12 protein-coding genes and 1 riboswitch are annotated in these 15697 nt (G+C 62.4%); of the genes, 2 read left to right on the forward strand and 10 right to left on the reverse strand.

Going from position 1 to position 15697, the window contains the following annotated elements; genetic code table 11:
* The first annotated feature begins 16 nt into the window (after nt 1-16).
* Nucleotides 17-856, forward strand: coding sequence for a siderophore-interacting protein (locus ABIE18_RS16090; protein ID WP_499723657.1), 840 nt, complete (start codon nt 17-19; stop codon nt 854-856).
* 14 nt (nt 857-870) lie between these two features.
* On the opposite strand, the gene ABIE18_RS16095 is transcribed toward ABIE18_RS16090, so the two are convergent.
* The 9 genes from ABIE18_RS16095 to ABIE18_RS16135 all read right to left on the reverse strand — a co-directional run bounded on the left by ABIE18_RS16095 (nt 871) and on the right by ABIE18_RS16135 (nt 13313).
* Nucleotides 871-2358: a threonine/serine exporter family protein gene (locus ABIE18_RS16095; RefSeq protein WP_499723658.1), complete on the reverse strand. Its 1488-nt coding sequence runs from the start codon at nt 2356-2358 to the stop codon at nt 871-873.
* A gap of 28 nt (nt 2359-2386) precedes the next feature.
* Nucleotides 2387-3700, reverse strand: coding sequence for a peptidoglycan bridge formation glycyltransferase FemA/FemB family protein (locus tag ABIE18_RS16100; protein WP_499723659.1), 1314 nt, complete (start codon nt 3698-3700; stop codon nt 2387-2389).
* A gap of 106 nt (nt 3701-3806) precedes the next feature.
* A complete protein-coding gene (locus tag ABIE18_RS16105) occupies nt 3807-4895 on the reverse strand; it encodes a lipid II:glycine glycyltransferase FemX (RefSeq protein ID WP_499723660.1) in 1089 nt (362 codons plus the stop codon).
* A gap of 147 nt (nt 4896-5042) precedes the next feature.
* Complete coding sequence (locus tag ABIE18_RS16110; protein ID WP_499723661.1) at nt 5043-5864, reverse strand: DNA/RNA non-specific endonuclease; 822 nt, start codon at nt 5862-5864, stop codon at nt 5043-5045.
* A 38-nt stretch (nt 5865-5902) separates the two neighbouring features.
* Nucleotides 5903-7315, reverse strand: coding sequence for an L-serine ammonia-lyase (locus tag ABIE18_RS16115; RefSeq protein ID WP_499723662.1), 1413 nt, complete (start codon nt 7313-7315; stop codon nt 5903-5905).
* 435 nt (nt 7316-7750) lie between these two features.
* Complete coding sequence (gcvH, locus tag ABIE18_RS16120; protein ID WP_477518056.1) at nt 7751-8137, reverse strand: glycine cleavage system protein GcvH; 387 nt, start codon at nt 8135-8137, stop codon at nt 7751-7753.
* A gap of 265 nt (nt 8138-8402) precedes the next feature.
* Nucleotides 8403-9536: a glycine cleavage system aminomethyltransferase GcvT gene (gene gcvT, locus ABIE18_RS16125; protein ID WP_499723663.1), complete on the reverse strand. Its 1134-nt coding sequence runs from the start codon at nt 9534-9536 to the stop codon at nt 8403-8405.
* Between the two features lie 15 nt (nt 9537-9551).
* Nucleotides 9552-12398 carry an aminomethyl-transferring glycine dehydrogenase gene (gene gcvP / locus ABIE18_RS16130; protein ID WP_499723664.1) on the reverse strand — a complete coding sequence of 949 codons (2847 nt, stop codon included), beginning with the start codon at nt 12396-12398 and terminating at the stop codon, nt 9552-9554.
* A gap of 184 nt (nt 12399-12582) precedes the next feature.
* Nucleotides 12583-12680: riboswitch (glycine riboswitch) on the reverse strand.
* Nucleotides 12681-12773: 93 nt separating this feature from the next.
* Nucleotides 12774-13313, reverse strand: a complete 540-nt coding sequence (locus tag ABIE18_RS16135; RefSeq protein ID WP_499723665.1) for a TetR/AcrR family transcriptional regulator — start codon at nt 13311-13313, stop codon at nt 12774-12776.
* Between the two features lie 74 nt (nt 13314-13387).
* Between ABIE18_RS16135 and ABIE18_RS16140 the strand changes: the two genes are divergently transcribed.
* Nucleotides 13388-14938 (forward strand): MFS transporter, encoded by a 1551-nt coding sequence (locus ABIE18_RS16140; protein ID WP_499723666.1) that lies wholly within the window; start codon nt 13388-13390, stop codon nt 14936-14938.
* Between the two features lie 12 nt (nt 14939-14950).
* Here the strand turns inward: ABIE18_RS16140 and ABIE18_RS16145 are convergent, their stop codons facing one another.
* Complete coding sequence (locus ABIE18_RS16145; protein ID WP_499723667.1) at nt 14951-15601, reverse strand: cyclodeaminase/cyclohydrolase family protein; 651 nt, start codon at nt 15599-15601, stop codon at nt 14951-14953.
* Nucleotides 15602-15697: the final 96 nt, after the last annotated feature.

Below are 15697 nucleotides of genomic sequence, written 5' to 3' on the forward strand. Positions count from 1 at the left end.
GCTTAGGCTTGCCTGCATGGCTGCTCTCCCCGTCACCTCGTCCGCCACCCGGAACACGCGCCCGCAGGTTAACCTGACCGTCCTGCGCAAAGAATGGCTCTCACCTCATATGGTGCGGATCGTCGCCGGCGGCCCAGGGTTCAGCGACTATGCGAACAACGAATACGTGGACCGATACGTCAAGATCGTTTTTCCGCAGCCCGGCGTTGATTACCAACTTCCGCTGGACCTGTGGGCCATCCGCGAGACGATGCCACGTGAGCAATGGCCGCACACCCGGACGTACACCATCCGCTGGGTGAACCTTGAAGAACGGGAACTGGCAATTGACTTCGTAGTCCATGGCGACGAGGGCCTGGCAGGGCCCTGGGCAGCGGCAGCGGAACCTGGGGACTCGCTGATTTTTACCGGCCCCGGCGGCGCCTACAATCCTGCGCCCAACGCCGATTGGCACCTCTTCGCCGGCGATGACGCCGCGATTCCAGCCATCGCAGCCTGCATAGAGGCTCTCGCCCCGGAAGCCCGCGGATACGCGTTCCTCGAGGTGGACAGCGCCGAGGACATCCTGCCTGTCTCTGCTCCTGCCGGCCTGGAAATCCACTGGCTGCAACGCAACGGAGTGCCGGCCGGATCAAGCGAGCTGCTGCTTGACGCACTTCGCGAAATGCAGTGGCTGCCCGGCCGCGTTGACGTCTTTGCGCATGGCGAAAGGGGCTACATGAAGGGCCTGCGGCAGATCTTCTTCGCCCAACGCGGCCTGGAGCGTTCGCAGGTTTCGCTCTCCGGCTATTGGGCTCAGGGCCGGGTAGAGGAAGTTTTCCAGGCAGAGAAGAAGCTACCAGTAGGACAGATTTAGCGACCAGGACAAATTTAGCGGCGCCTTACCCTGCGGCGCTCGTTGCTGGATAGGCCCTTCGTCAGCGGCCTTGCCAGGTTGTCGCCGAGCACGATTCCTGCTGCCACTCCCAGGACGATCGCGCCTGCATTCAGCATCCCTCCGGCACCCTGAAGAATGTCCGCTTCCTCAATGGTCAATACATACATTGAACGGAATATGGTCAGGCCGGGCAGCAGGATGAGCGCGGCCGGAACAGCCACTACAAGTTGGGGAGCGCCAAGTTTGAGCGCCACTACCCGAGCCAGCAGGCCGATGGCCACAGCCGAAACTGCCGGCGACAAGCGGTCGCCAAACCCGGCGGTGGTGGCAACCCACAAGACGAAGAAGCCAACCAAGCCGACTGCCGCCGTCGGGAGTAACAGACGCATCTGTGTCTGCTCGGTGACGCCGATAGCCACTACGGCGATGGCAATCAGAATGGCTTGGCCCCACAAAGGATACGCATCCGGGAATGTTTTGGTGACGTCCAGGACTTCGCTGCCCATGAGGGTCCCCACAACGACGGCGACCGCGATGCCAGCGACGATCGCGCCGAAGGTGAGCAGCGTGGAGAGGAACCGCCCGGCCGCCGTGACGGGGAAGCCGTTGATGGCGTCCTGCACGGAGGACACAAGCCTGCCTGTTGGAAGCAACAACAGGATCCCGCCCGCAACCACAATGGACGGAGCGATGTCCGCCCCCGCCCAACGCAGCATGAGGGCGATAAACGTGACGAGGAACGAGCACGACATCGTGATGAAGAAGTCCGGGGTGCGCCAGCGGCTGAGCTGCCGCGCAACCAGGCTGATCAGCAGGTTGGAGGCAAAGGCCAGGGCTGATGCCCCCGGACCGCCACCCAGGACGCCCACGAACACCGCGGCGAAAACAGCGAAGGCAACCGTGACCATCCAGCGAGGGAAGGGCTTGGCGCTGCGGACGATGTCATTCAATCGACGGACTGCTTCGTCGCGGCCAACTCCCCCGGCCACAATGTCCGTGACCAGTTGATGCACCTGGGCGAGACCGGCGTAGTTGTTGGTCCACGAGCGCACCACACGCAACAACGTGATGGGGGTCTGGTCCTTCGGCGCATAGTTGATGGCCACCGACTGGTTGGTGATGTCCACTTCAACGTTCTTCAAGCCAAGGGCCGCAGTCACGGCAATCATGCTGGTCTCAACTTCAAGGGCGCCTGCGCCGTAGCGGAACATGACTTCGGCCAGATGCAAGGCGAAGTCGATGGTCTTACGCGCTGAGGCGTCGACGCCGACCACCTGAATAGTGGGGTTGGCGTAGGGACTGCCCGCGAGCCGGTCCACGATGTTCATGGGGGCGGTGGGCGGGCTGTCGCCTTGCACCAAGCGCATCAGCATGCGTTTGGCATTGGCGTTCTGCCGGATTTGCGATGGCCGCATCGGCTGGGTCTTGGGCAAGCCGTCGGTGTGAGGCCTGCCGCCGGAGCCCTCAGGGCGTTCAGTCACGCAGTGTTCCTCCCTTTGGCTTCGTTGATTAGTTCTTCCCCCGGAATTTCCTCAGCAGGTTTCGGGGCTCCGGCAATTTTGCCAGTACCATCTTGGCGGCACCTGCAAGCTTCCTGACCGCCTGGTAAGCGGTGAAGACCGGCAGGTTCACCGGCGTCACGAAGTCGCCCACCAGCTGGACCACTTCGCCGCCGAAGCCCTTCTTGAATTCGTAGCCGCCGTGACCGGTTTCATCCTGGCCCTGAATGCCGAACGTGCCATAGAAGTTGTAGCGCGAGTAGCCATTGTTGAGCGCGTGCAGCATCATGCCCCAGTACAGCGACGTAGCTCCGTTGAAGTAGATGTAGTCCTGGACAGTGCCGCCGATCACGCACACGATTTCATCGCCGGAGCAAGCGAAGTGGATCGCCGCAACGGTAGCCACGCCAACAGAGTCGGGGAACCGTTCGATGTCCTTGAGGCTTCGCTCGTAGCTATCCACGAGGTCCTGGACCACCTTGATGCGGTTGGCCTTCTTCTTGCTCCCGGTTTCCTCGACGTCGCGCTTGAGGTCCGCGAGAGTCTTGGCTTCGGCATCCAGGCGCTCAGTGATGGAGGCCCGGTATTCGGGGATGTTGATCTTGGCCATCATGAGCTTGGTGAACTCATCCGAGGTATTGCGGAGCAGTTGCTCGTAGTATTCACGCTCGCGGTACGTGAAGCCCTTTTCGTCGCCGGCCGTGCTCAGCGCGTTGTAGAAGTCGTCCAGCGTTTCCAGCGTGGCCTGCTCCAGGTAAACGCCGTTCTTTTCGGCCTTCCGAATGGCCTTGCGTGTGCGGTAGTTCATGCCCATGATGAGCTCTTCGGAATCGGCGATCCCGTCCAGTTTTTTGACGAACATCCAGTTGATGTTCGCGAAATTCATGTCAAAGCCCTGGTGCTTGAAGCCCAGCCCCGCCAGCTCCTTCAGCAGTGGACGGTTGTCCTCAACTTCCGGGTGCTCGGCGCCGTCCTCGTCGCGCGCGATGTACTTGACGTTCGGTGAAATCCGCAGTTCAGCGGCCTTCTTCGAGGCCGCGTGCTTCTTCAACTGCTCGACGACGAACCGCACCGCTTCGGCGTCGCTGTAGTCCATCAGTGGTCCCTTTGCGCAGTCGCAGACCTTGTAGCCAAAGCGATTGGCGGTGTAGACGAGCTTTCCGGCGGCGATCAGGCTGCCGGCGCGGGTCACGCCAAAGAGCTCCACTTCCTGGCCGCGGGCACGCTGGAAACGCGCCAGGTCCACGGACTGGATGAAGCTGCCTTGCGGGTGTCCCTTGGCGAATGTCTCGAAATCAGCGTCACTGAGAATCACGAATTCCATGCCGGTTCCAGCCTCAATCGGAGTCAAAGAAATTACCTCACCTAGATAGATTTGCACCCGTTGGTGGCCGGGGCGGGCCTGAAGTGTGTTGGGTTGGTGCCGGTTCTCAGTAGAACTGTCCGCCGGTGCGCATGGTTTCCAGCCGGCGGAAGACGCGCTCTGCACCCTTGAGCCAGAGCTTATGGCGGAATGGTCCGAGGACGAGGTCGTAGCAGCCTACGAAGTCGGTAACGGTCTTGGTGAAACTCGTTTTGAACAAGCCCATGCCGAACAGGGGATGGGTCTTGTCCTTGATCCGGGCGGCAGGCGGCGTGCCGCAGAAATCGTACTCAACGCAGCCCAGATCCTGCATCCGCTGGATAGCTGCCCACTGGACCAAATGCGAGTCACCGTATTGCTTGCGGTTCTGCGTGGAGCCGCCATCCTTGTAGGTTGCCTTGGAGCCATAGTTGATAACGAAAGCACCCACGCTGGGTGCGCCGTCCTCGTAGACAAAGAAGAAGTTCCCCTGGCCGCGGCTGCAGAATTCGTGCCAGAAACGGGAGTAGTACTCGTAGCTCCGCAACGGCATGGCACCCTTGGCGTTCACTGTGTCTTGCATCAGTGCATAGAGCTTGCGGTAGGTCTCCTCGCCGGGCTCGGCAGGGAGAACTTCGCATCCTTCACGTTCTGCCCTGCGGACGGCGTTACGGGCCCGCGATGAAATACTCCGCAGCACTTCATTGGCAGGTGCCGAGATATCCAGCAACGCTGTTGAGTCGTTTGACTGGATGTTGGGGGCTTTGACCAGCCCGACGGCTGCGAGCTGGGCCGTCGCCTCACTGGATGCCACGATGTCTGGCTCGATCTTGATGGTGAAGACGTTCATCTTCTGCTCACGTGCCAGATTGGCGACGGCGGTGAGCATCGGTTTGATGTCTTGCACTGCGGCAGCGTCAGGACCCTTGATGAGGTACCACAGCCGGCCCAGGATGGGGAACTGCTTCTCAAGGAGCAGGTTGTAACTGGAATATTCAGAGGTCTCCAGAACCAGGCGGCGGACCAACCAGCCGTTGCCATCCTTGACTGCCGCATAGGCGTCCGACTGCAGCATGTTGCCGCCATTGGGGTTGGCTGTGACGTGCTTGTCCCAGTTATCGATTTCCTCGGCGGTGGCAAAGCGGGCGGTAAATTCTCGCAAGGTGGCCGTGTCCAATCTCAGGGGTTGGTGCAGTGTTCAAAAGCTGGGTGCGCATGCGGACATGCAGCCTCAAGTCTATCGGGCGTACATAAATAGGCCGATTCGGCTGATAAACGAGGGTTCCTGCTCTTGGAGCTGTCTATATATGGGTCTTGAGGCCACTCATAAACGGATCTGCTCGGCGCTCTCCAGCTTGATGGCTTTGGGTTCCTTACCGAGTTCCCGCTGGCCGCTCATCAGGCGATCCGCGTTGGCCAGCCTGGTGAGGCTAAGACCGGTAAGGTCAGCGATCTGACCGATGGGGACTTGGAAGGTCCGGAACGGCCCCAGGGGCGGCGGTTCGCCTTCCAGGAGCCGTTGATCGATCGCTTTCTTCAGTTCAACCTTCCCCAGCAATGGCGATTGGTCCAGCACAAAGCCGGCAGCGGCAAGCTTGGCGTCGTTGGTCCATACGGCGATTTTCCAGAACTTCCGCGGAACCTGTACACCCCTGTACGGGAGGTCGTCGTCGAGAAGTACTGGCCCGGTGAACACAGTGAGCTTGGCGTCGTACGCGTCCGCATGGCCCAGCACGTGGTCCTCGAGCCCCACCCACAGTTCCTTGCCCTGGTTGAAGTCGTCCACCTGTGGTGCGGCATTGGTAAAGGCAAACGTGTCCTGGTTGGCTTTCTTGGCCGTGGCCGGGTCGCCCCAGACGGGATCCAGGCGACGAACCAAGTGCCCGCGATCGAACGCGTTGTTCTTGTAGACGTCCGGGCCCGCCTGTTGTTCTTTGGGGATCCTGTCATCGAAATGCCAAGTCCCTTCCCGGGCCAGTGGGGTCAGTTCCCCGCCACTGATGTTGACCCCCACGATCGCCGCGAGCTTCCGGGGAGCCCGGAAGCGCACGGAAAAGTGTGTGTAGTCCAAAAGAATCGTCGTTGCCGACGGACTGGGCAGTTCAACGCGTGCCCTCAGAAAATCTTTGTCGTATCCCCCGCTCATGGATACAGCATGGCACTAGGGACAGACAGCGAACAGACTCAGCATTCGACGACGTTCACGGCCAGGCCGCCCATCGCGGTTTCCTTGTACTTGGAGGACATGTCCTTGCCGGTCTCGCGCATGGTCACGATCACCTCATCCAGCGACACCCGGTGCGTCCCGTCACCCCACAACGCCATCTTCGCCGCGTTGATCGCCTTCGCCGCCGCGATCGCGTTCCGCTCAATACACGGAATCTGCACCAACCCCCCGATCGGATCACACGTCAACCCCAGATTGTGTTCCATCGCGATCTCCGCCGCGTTCTCCACCTGCCCCGGCGTACCACCCATCACCTCAGCAAGACCGGCAGCAGCCATCGACGACGCCGAGCCCACCTCGCCCTGGCAGCCCACCTCAGCCCCGGAAATGGACGCCTGCTCCTTATACAACACACCCACAGCACCCGCGGCGAGCAGGAACTTCACCACCACATCGTCCTTGTCGGCCTGGGACGCCTTGTCCATGCCCGGGGCATAATTCAACGCGTAATACAACACCGCCGGAATGATCCCCGCCGCACCGTTCGTCGGCGCCGTGACCACCCGCCCGCCCGTAGCGTTCTCCTCATTGACCGCCAACGCGATCAGGTTCACCCACTCCTGCCAATACTTCGGATCGTTGCGGTCCTTGTCTTCCTTCAACAACCGCTCCAACCAATCAGGAGCACGACGACGGACCCTCAACCCCCCGGGCAACACACCCTCACGCTTCAACGACGTCTCAACACACGCCTCCATCACGTGCCAGATATGCAAAAGACCCTCCCGGATCTCCTCCTCAGACCGTGACGCGCGTTCGTTGATGAACATGATGTCGCTGATCCCCAGGCCCTTGGAGGAGCACCGGCCCAGCAACTCGGCAGCCGTCCGGAACGGCAACGGCAACTCCGCCTTCGTCTCCTCCAACTCCGCCCGCGCCGCGTCTTCCTCGCCCTCCCGGACGATGAACCCGCCACCAACCGAGAAGAACGTCGCCTCCCGCAGCACGTTCCCCCCGGCATCAGCCACGGCAAACTTCATCCCGTTCGTATGCCGCGGCAACACCGTCAACGGATGCAGGACCATATCCTCCACCGCATACGGCAGCTCTACGCCTTCGCCGGATGCACCGGCCAGATTCAGGACACCTGTCTCAGCGATCGAGGCCAGCCGCTCCTCCACCTCATCGGGCAGGATCAAATCCGGGTGGTAACCCTCAAGGCCCAACAGGGTCGCAGTCATGGTCCCGTGCCCACGGCCAGTCGCAGCCAAAGAGCCATACAGATCAACCCTCAGCGACGCGACCGAGCCCAGGACACCGGCGCCCTTGAGCTCACCAGCGAACACCGCAGCGGCCCGCATCGGCCCCACAGTATGCGAACTCGACGGGCCAATACCCACAGTGAACAGATCGAAAACACCAACAGCCATGGTCGGGATCCCTTAACAAAGCTTGAAAACGGTCCGGCAGATGGTCCTGCCGGAGGGCCGCCCCCGCTTATGGCGGCAGGCGACCGAAGCACGACGCCGGATGGCCCCCAAAGGCGGCAACCCGGCGTCGCAATTTTATTCAGTTCTACAATGCCACGCTACGCCACAGTGGGCGCTGTATGGGCGCTTCGAGCCAACGTCCTCCGCGGACTCCAGCGGCCATTTCGGGGCTCCCCTGCCGAACATGCCGTGCGCACGGCATCTCCGGCAGCAACCCCACGAAACGGACTGGCAATACCTCATCGGCTGCGGGAACGGGCCCCTTGGGACCGGCGTCCGGAAGCGTGCGTCCAAGGGAGCGTCACGTCCGCCCAGCGGGCGTCTTCGCGACCGAACACGCGGAGGACGTCGGCCCCGACGGGCCAACCACTGACCCTACGAGAGGTCTCCGCCATTCTTGGAGGCGTACTCCTCGGCCGAAAGCAGCGGGCCCTCGGACTCAGCGGCGACCTTGAACAGCCAACCAGCGCCGTAGGGGTCGTTGTTGATCAGGGCCGGGTCGCCCACGACGGCGTCGTTGATCTCAGTGACCTCACCAGTGACCGGCGAGTAGAGGTCCGACACGCTCTTCGTGGACTCAACCTCGCCACAGGTCTCACCTGCAGTAACGGCGGAGCCAACCTCGGGCAGGTCAACGTACACGATGTCACCCAGCGCGTCGGTGGCGACCTCGGAAATCCCGACGGACACCAGGTTCCCCTCCCCGCGGGAAACCCACTCGTGCTCGTCGGAGTACTGAAGTTCGGGCGCTACTTTGGGCATTCTGTTTCCTTACTGTGGTTGATCAAAAACTGTGGCTGGGTGGGGAGGCCGGCACGACAAGATCACCCGAGGCGAGTGGCTACTCCCCAGCACCTTTAGCGGTTCACGAAGCGCCAGGCAGGGCGGCCCCGTCGGGCCCGGTATCCGGAAGCGGGCGTCCAAGGGAGCCTCGCGTCCGCCCAGCGGGCGCTTAGGCGACCGGGCCCGCGGAGGATGGCGGACCCGACGGGCAAAAGGCGACCCCGCCGGGCACGAAGACCCCCGCTTACTTTTGGCGCTTGTAGAACGGCAATGCGACAACTTCGAACGGCTCAGACTTGCCCCGCAGGTCAATGTCCAACGCAGTTCCAAGCTCTGAATGCTCGACGTCGACGTAGGCCAACGCTACCGGGTAACCAAGCGTCGGGCTGGGCTGGCCGGAGGTGACTTCGCCTACCACTGCACCATCCTTGAGGACCGGGTAATGACCACGACCAGCGCGGCGGCCCAGGCCCTTGAGGCCCACAAGCCTGCGTCCGCTGGTGGAGCCGGCGCCGTCAGCCTTGAGGGCAGCGAGTGCGTCCTTGCCGACGAAGTCGCCTTCTTTGGAAAGTGCGACGACGGGACCGAGTCCTGCGGCGAACGGGTTTCCTTCGCGGGACAGTTCGTTGCCGTAGAGCGGCATGCCTGCTTCCAGGCGCAGGGAGTCGCGGGAAGCCAGGCCTGCGGGGGTCAACTCGCCTTCTTCAGCGACGTCGGCGATGGCCTGCCACAGGGCAGCAGCGGAGTCGTTGGACACAAAGATCTCGAAGCCATCTTCACCGGTGTACCCGGTGCGGGCGAGCAGCAGGTCCTGAGTGCCGCCGTCGAACGTGAACGGCACCTCAACAGCGGCGTAGTACTTCAGTTCGGTGACCAGCGCGTGCTGCTCTGCGGGCACAAGGCGCAGCAGTATGGCTTCGGCGCGCGGACCCTGGACAGCGATGAGCGACGTCTCGGAAGAGGCGTCTTCAACAACCACGTCAAAACCAGCTGCGCGCTCCAGCAGGGCCGCAGCCACAACCGCAGCGTTTCCGGCGTTCGGAACCACCAGGAATTTGTCGGTGCCACGACGGTAGGTGATGAGGTCGTCGATGATGCCGCCGTCTTCCTGGCAGATCAGCGAGTACTTGGCCTTGCCCTCGGCCATGGCGGAAATTTTGCCTACCAGCGCATAGTCCAGGAACGCCGCCGCGTCCGGTCCGGTGACCCAGACTTCGCCCATGTGGGAGAGGTCGAACAGGCCGGCGGACTTGCGGACGGCGTGGTGCTCGGCCAACTCGGAGGAGTACTTAAGGGGCATCTGCCAGCCGCCGAAATCCGTGAAGGACGCGCCCAGTTTCTTGTGCTCTTCGTAGAGAGCAGTGTAGTTCTCAGTCATTTGCAGGACCGTCCTTTAGTTTTCGAAGTCTTCGATCGGAGGGCAGGAGCAGACCAGGTTGCGGTCTCCTGCTGCGCCGTCGATGCGGCCAACGGGCGGGAAGTACTTGTCCTGCTTGAGGTGGTGGACGGGGAACGCGGCCTGCTCACGCGGGTATGCGCGGTCCCAGTCAGAACTTACGACGGCGGCAGCCGTGTGGGGTGCCTTGCGCAGCGGCGAGTTCTCAACAGTGAAATCGCCGGTGGCGACCTGCTCGATTTCGGCGCGGATGGTGATCATGGCTTCGATGAAACGGTCGATCTCCACGAGGTCCTCAGACTCTGTGGGCTCCACCATAAGGGTTCCGGCAACCGGGAACGCCAGCGTGGGAGCGTGGAAGCCGAAGTCGATGAGGCGCTTGGCAACATCTTCAGCTGTAACGCCTGTGCGGGCAGTCAGTTCACGGAGGTCCAGGATGCACTCGTGGGCTACGAGCCCGCCCTCGCCGGTGTAGAGCACGGGGAAGTGCTCGTTGAGCCGGGAAGCAATGTAGTTCGCAGCCAGCAGGGCGGACTTGGTGGCTTCGGTGAGCCCCTGGCCGCCCATGAGCTTCACGTAAGCCCAGGAAATCGGGAGCACACCGGCCGAACCGAAACGGGAGGCCGAAATCGGGACGTCATTGCCTTCGGTCCACGAAGCAGCGTCACCAGGCATGAACGGCGCCAGGTGTGCCTTGGCCGCGACCGGACCAACACCGGGTCCGCCACCACCGTGCGGGATGCAGAACGTCTTGTGCAGGTTCAGGTGCGATACGTCGCCGCCGAACTTGCCCGGCTGCGCGAGCCCAACGAGTGCGTTGAGGTTGGCGCCATCGATGTAGACCTGGCCGCCGGCTTCGTGGATAGCGTCGCACACTTCCCGGACGTCGGCGTCGTACACGCCGTGCGTGGACGGGTAGGTGATCATGATGGCCGAGAGGGCGTCCCTGTTTGCTTCGATCTTGGCCTTGAGGTCAACGTGATCGATGGTGCCATCGGGAGCGGTGGCCACCACAACAACTTTCATACCGGCCAGCACTGCGGAAGCAGCGTTGGTGCCGTGCGCAGAAGCAGGAATCAGGCACACGTTGCGCTGCTCGTCGCCGCGGGACAGGTGATAACCGCGGATCGCGAGGAGGCCGGCGAGCTCACCCTGCGAACCGGCGTTCGGCTGGATGGAGACCTGATCGTAGCCGGTGATCTCAGTCAGCTGGGACTCAAGATCGGTGATCAGTTCACGCCAGCCCTCTGTCTGGGAATCCGGAGCGAACGGATGGATCGAGGCGAACTCGGGCCAGGAAATGGCTTCCATCTCGGCCGTGGCATTGAGCTTCATGGTGCAGGAACCCAACGGAATCATGGTGCGATCCAGTGCAAGGTCACGGTCCGAGAGCTTGCGGATGTAGCGCAGGAGCTGGGTTTCGGAGCGGTGCGTGTTGAACACCGGGTGCTGCATGAAGTCGCTCGAGCGCTCAATGGAAGCCTCAAGCGCGAAACCTTCTGCGGACTCAAGCACGTTAGCGCCGAAGACATCCAGGACGCTGCGAACAACCTCTGATGTAGTGGTCTCGTCAACAGAAATGCCCACCAGATCAGCGTCAATGCCGCGCAGGTTGATGCCCTTGGCCTCGGCAGCAGCTACAACCTCGGCAGCCTTGCCAGGAACGCGGACTGTAATGGTGTCAAAGAAGGATGTGTGAAGGACCTCGACGCCGGCAGCCTTCAGTGACGCTGCAAGGGTGCGGGCGTGACCGTGGGCGGTTTCTGCGATTGCCTTCAGGCCTTCGGGTCCGTGGTAGACGGCGTACATGGAGGCGACGATGGCCAGCAACGCCTGCGCGGTGCAGATGTTGGACGTGGCCTTCTCGCGGCGGATGTGCTGCTCGCGGGTCTGCAGCGCCAAGCGGTAGGCGGGGACACCGGCGTCGTCCTTGGAAACGCCCACCAGACGGCCAGGCATCGAACGCTCGAGACCCTTCTGGACGGCCATGTACGCAGCGTGGGGGCCACCGAAGAACAGCGGAACACCGAGACGCTGGGCGGAACCGACGGCGATGTCCGCACCTTGCTCGCCCGGAGGGGTAATGAGCGTCAGGGAGAGAAGGTCTGCTGCGACCGTGACCAGTGCACCGCGTTCCTTGGCGTCAGCGATGACGGCGGAGTGATCGAACACGCGGCCGGAAACGCCGGGCTGCTGCAGGACGACGCCGTTGATGGCGCCTTCCGGGAGGCCGAGCGAAAGGTCGGCGACCTCAACTTCGAAACCGAGCGCCTCAGCGCGGCCCTTCACGATAGCGATGGTCTGGGGGAGGCAGTCGGCGTCGAGGACGGTCTTCCCGTCATGGGCTGCCTTGTTCTTGTTGGCCCGGCGCATCATGAGCACGGCCTCTGCCACAGCCGTCGCTTCGTCCAGCAGGGAGGCGTTGGCGATCGGCAGGCCCACGAGGTCCTGGACCATGGTCTGGAAGTTCAGCAGAGCTTCCAGGCGGCCCTGCGAGATTTCCGGCTGGTAAGGCGTGTATGCGGTGTACCAGGCCGGGGATTCGAGGATGTTCCTGCGGATAACCGGCGGCGTGACGGTGTCGTAGTAGCCCTGGCCGATCATCTGGACGGCGGTCTTGTTCTTGGACGCAAGCTTGCGCAGCTCGGCCAGGACCTCAACTTCGCTGAGCGCGTTTTCGAGGGTGAGGGCAACGTCTTGGCGGATGTCGTTGGGAACGGCCGTATCAACCAGCGAATCAACGGTGTCGTAGCCGACCGTCTTGAGCATGGTGTCAATGTCGGCCTGGCGGCGGGCGCCAATATGCCGATCGACGAAGGTGGTGGAGGCTGAACTAACCGTCACGAAGGAACTCCATTACTTGGGCGGCGTTTGGGTACGCCACAGCGGCTGGGTTCCTCCCCGCTCTGTATTGGACCTGAGAGTTTCCGCGTGTTGCTTGCACAACGATCGCTTGCACCGTCGGTGAGCACAGCATTTCTTCCGCGCCAAAGGGCGCAGCAAAAGGCCTGCTACTTTCCAGAGTTGCCTCGCCGCGGCGGTGCGTGGGCCTGAGAGATTCCTGGGGAGGGTTTGCTCCTACGGCGCCCGCATCACTTGCTTGCAGGACTCTCCCGCCGCAGATCAAAGGCATATTCTATTGTTTGCGTGCCTCTGTAAAGACGCACCACAAGACTCAATTGTCCTACGTCGGAGGCGTCGCCGCAAATGGGCGACCCGCTACTTGCGGAGCCGGTCCAGGACTCCCAGCAGGATCTCGACGTCGACCTCCCGCCCGGGCTTGCCGCCTTCCTGGCCACCCTCGAACATGGCATTGAAATACAGGCCGTCACCCATATAACTGACGGCTTTGGCTACCTCCGGACCCACATCCTCGGCCAGGACGTCCAGCCACTGCTGCTGGATTCCGCTGAACCGTAGCCGGGTCTCTTCATGGGCAACTTCTGCCAGCCGTGTAGCCGCGACGAACGCCCGGTCCATGGGGGTCCCGGCCCACAGCGAGGTCCGAATGAAGTAAGCAGCGCTGCCATCGGGCGCAGTCTTCATTTTTTCGATGTCTGCCTGGGCCAACTCATCCAAGCGCTCCAGCAGGGCGCTGATCAGCGATTCCTTGTTGGGGAAGTGGTAAAGCAGTCCACCCTTGGAGACACCTGCCCGCTTTGCGACGGCGTCAAGCGTGGCAGCCCGCTCCCCCACCTCGATAAGGAGGGCTTCGTAGGCATCCAGGACCGCATCCCGGGCAACTGGTTTTCGTGGCATGACTACATCATTCCCTACGGCGTTTGATGGTGTTGAATTTGAAACTATACCGTCTGGACGGTATAGTTGGTGCCATGTTCACGCCGTCCTCAACCCAAGCACCCCGTTCCGCTCATTCCCTGATGGGTCAGACGGCACCGTGGCGCGATTGGACGGCCCTGGCACTCCTGATGTTCCCGGTGCTGCTGGTGGCCGTAGACAACACCGCGCTCACCTTCGCCCTGCCCGAAATTGCCCGCTCCCTGGATGTAGGTGGCGTGCAACTGCTGTGGATCATTGACGCCTACCCGCTCGTGTTGGCGGCGCTGCTCGTTTCCATGGGCAACCTTGGCGACAGGATCGGACGACGGCGGCTGCTGCTGATCGGCAGCACAGGCTTCGCGGCGGTTTCGGCTGCTACGGCGTTCGCACCTTCCGCGGAATGGCTGATTGCCGGCCGCGCCGCACTTGGCGTGTTCGGCGCGATGTTGATGCCTTCAACGTTGTCCTTGATCCGGAACATCTTTGCTGATCCGAACCGCCGGCGGCTCGCGATCGCCGTATGGGCTGCCGGATTCTCTGGCGGCGCCGCCCTTGGCCCGATCTTTGGTGGCTGGCTGGTGGAACACTTCTGGTGGGGTGCCGTCTTCCTGGTGGCGACCTTCTTGCTCCTGCCCCTCCTCGCTTTCGGCAGGGTCCTCATTCCCGAATCCAAGGACGCCAATCCTGGCCGTGTGGACGTGCCCAGCATCGCGCTGTCCGTGATCACCATGGCTCCGTTCGTGTACGGCATCAAGGAATTCGCTGTTCACGGATTCGGGGCGTCGGCAGCGGCCTTCATGGTCTTCGGCCTGGTGATGGGCGTTCTGTTTGTCCGGCGCCAGCGGCGGATCCAGAGTCCCATGCTGGACGTCTCTTTGTTCAGGAACAAAGTGTTCAGTACCGCAATCGTGGCCAACGTCCTGTCCTTGTTTTCCATGACGGGCTTCATCTACTTCTTCGCCCAGCACCTGCAACTTGTTGAGGGCCAGTCCCCCATGGAAGCGGGCATCGCAATGATTCCGGCGCTCCTGGCAACCATCATCGCCGGCCTGGTGGTGGTCCCGCTGGTAAAGCGCATCCGGCCAGGATTCGTTGTGGCCGGCGGCCTTACCCTCAGCGCGGCGGGCTATTTGGTGGTAGCTGTGGGTGATCACGGCAGCGGACCTGTGTTCCTGTTGTCAGCCTTGACTGTCCTCGCCGTCGGCGTAGGCGCAGCGGAAACCATCTCCAACGACCTCATCCTCGGCTCGGTGCCGGCCGACAAATCCGGAGCGGCGTCCGCAATTTCCGAGACAGGCTACGAGCTTGGTTCGCTCCTGGGAACGGCCGTGCTGGGCTCGATCCTCACCGCGTCCTACCAGCACAACCTCGTCATCCCGGAGGGCTTGTCCACGCAAGCGGCCGGGAAATCGGGAGAAACGCTGGCCGGCGCCGTGGATGCTGCTTCGGCACTACCCGCTCCGCTATCGGATGCCCTGACAGCCGCCGCCCGGGTAGCCTTCGAATCCGGCGTCCACATCACTGCGGCGATTGGGCTGGTACTGATGGCTTGCGCGGCAGTGCTTGCCGCCGTCGTGCTCCGGCGGGTTCCCAAAGCGCAGTAGGCGCCGCGGGAATCAGTGGCCGTCCGTAGGTGCAGCCTTGCCATCTATGGCGGCCACCAGCTGGTCAATGCGGTCCAGGGCATCGCTGAGCCGCCCTACCGTTGCCCACAATTCAGGGTGCTTTTCCTTGATCTCATCAAGCGACGCGCCTGCGGATCTGAGCGACCCGAGATCAAAGCTCACGTTGGTCCGGGCTCCTGCGATCGCCGCCCTGAGGGCTCCGAACCCCACCACCACATCAGCAATGAGCGCCGGGTTCCCGTTGGCAGCAAGCCATCCCAGGTCCTCGATGGCTTCGATGGCATGGTCCCCGAGGACCGCGGACGCCTTGGCAGCATCGACGGATGCCCGGTGGATTGCCTGCTCCCGGTCCGGGCCAGGATCAAGCCGGAAGGCCGCACCGAAAGCCTTTGACGCCGTTGCGTCGTCGTCAGCCAGCTTCAGGGCGGTTTCGCGGAGGGAGCGGGCCCGGGCGTGAAGATCGGCCAACTGCTGCCCGGGCGCCTCCGTATAACCAGCAACCATGGAAGCCAGGGATGCGGCAATGGCCAGCATTACACCTGTTCCTGCGCCTCCACCAGGTGATCCGCTGGACTCTGCCAGAGCCTTGGTCCAATCCTCGACCGTTGAGCGTTGGGTAGTGATCTCTTGTGAAGATTCCATGCAACCAAGTTTGCCCTGAAGCGCAAAGGTGTGGGTCGCCGTCGTTGTCTGATGACGTCGATACACTGGCCAGACCTGCGGCGTCGACCTGTTAAG

Source organism: Arthrobacter sp. 2762 (assembly GCF_040548745.1).
In the GTDB taxonomy this organism is placed as follows: Bacteria; Actinomycetota; Actinomycetes; order Actinomycetales; family Micrococcaceae; genus Arthrobacter.

Coding starts and splice junctions, on each gene's coding strand:
- ABIE18_RS16090 (WP_499723657.1), top strand. CDS start 17: ATGGCTGCTCTCCCCGTCACCTCGTCCGCCACCCGGAACACGCGCCCG.
- ABIE18_RS16100 (WP_499723659.1), bottom strand. CDS start 3,700: ATGGAATTCGTGATTCTCAGTGACGCTGATTTCGAGACATTCGCCAAG.
- ABIE18_RS16110 (WP_499723661.1), bottom strand. CDS start 5,864: ATGAGCGGGGGATACGACAAAGATTTTCTGAGGGCACGCGTTGAACTG.
- ABIE18_RS16115 (WP_499723662.1), bottom strand. CDS start 7,315: ATGGCTGTTGGTGTTTTCGATCTGTTCACTGTGGGTATTGGCCCGTCG.
- gcvH (WP_477518056.1), bottom strand. CDS start 8,137: ATGCCCAAAGTAGCGCCCGAACTTCAGTACTCCGACGAGCACGAGTGG.
- gcvT (WP_499723663.1), bottom strand. CDS start 9,536: ATGACTGAGAACTACACTGCTCTCTACGAAGAGCACAAGAAACTGGGC.
- ABIE18_RS16135 (WP_499723665.1), bottom strand. CDS start 13,313: ATGCCACGAAAACCAGTTGCCCGGGATGCGGTCCTGGATGCCTACGAA.
- ABIE18_RS16140 (WP_499723666.1), top strand. CDS start 13,388: ATGTTCACGCCGTCCTCAACCCAAGCACCCCGTTCCGCTCATTCCCTG.
- ABIE18_RS16145 (WP_499723667.1), bottom strand. CDS start 15,601: ATGGAATCTTCACAAGAGATCACTACCCAACGCTCAACGGTCGAGGAT.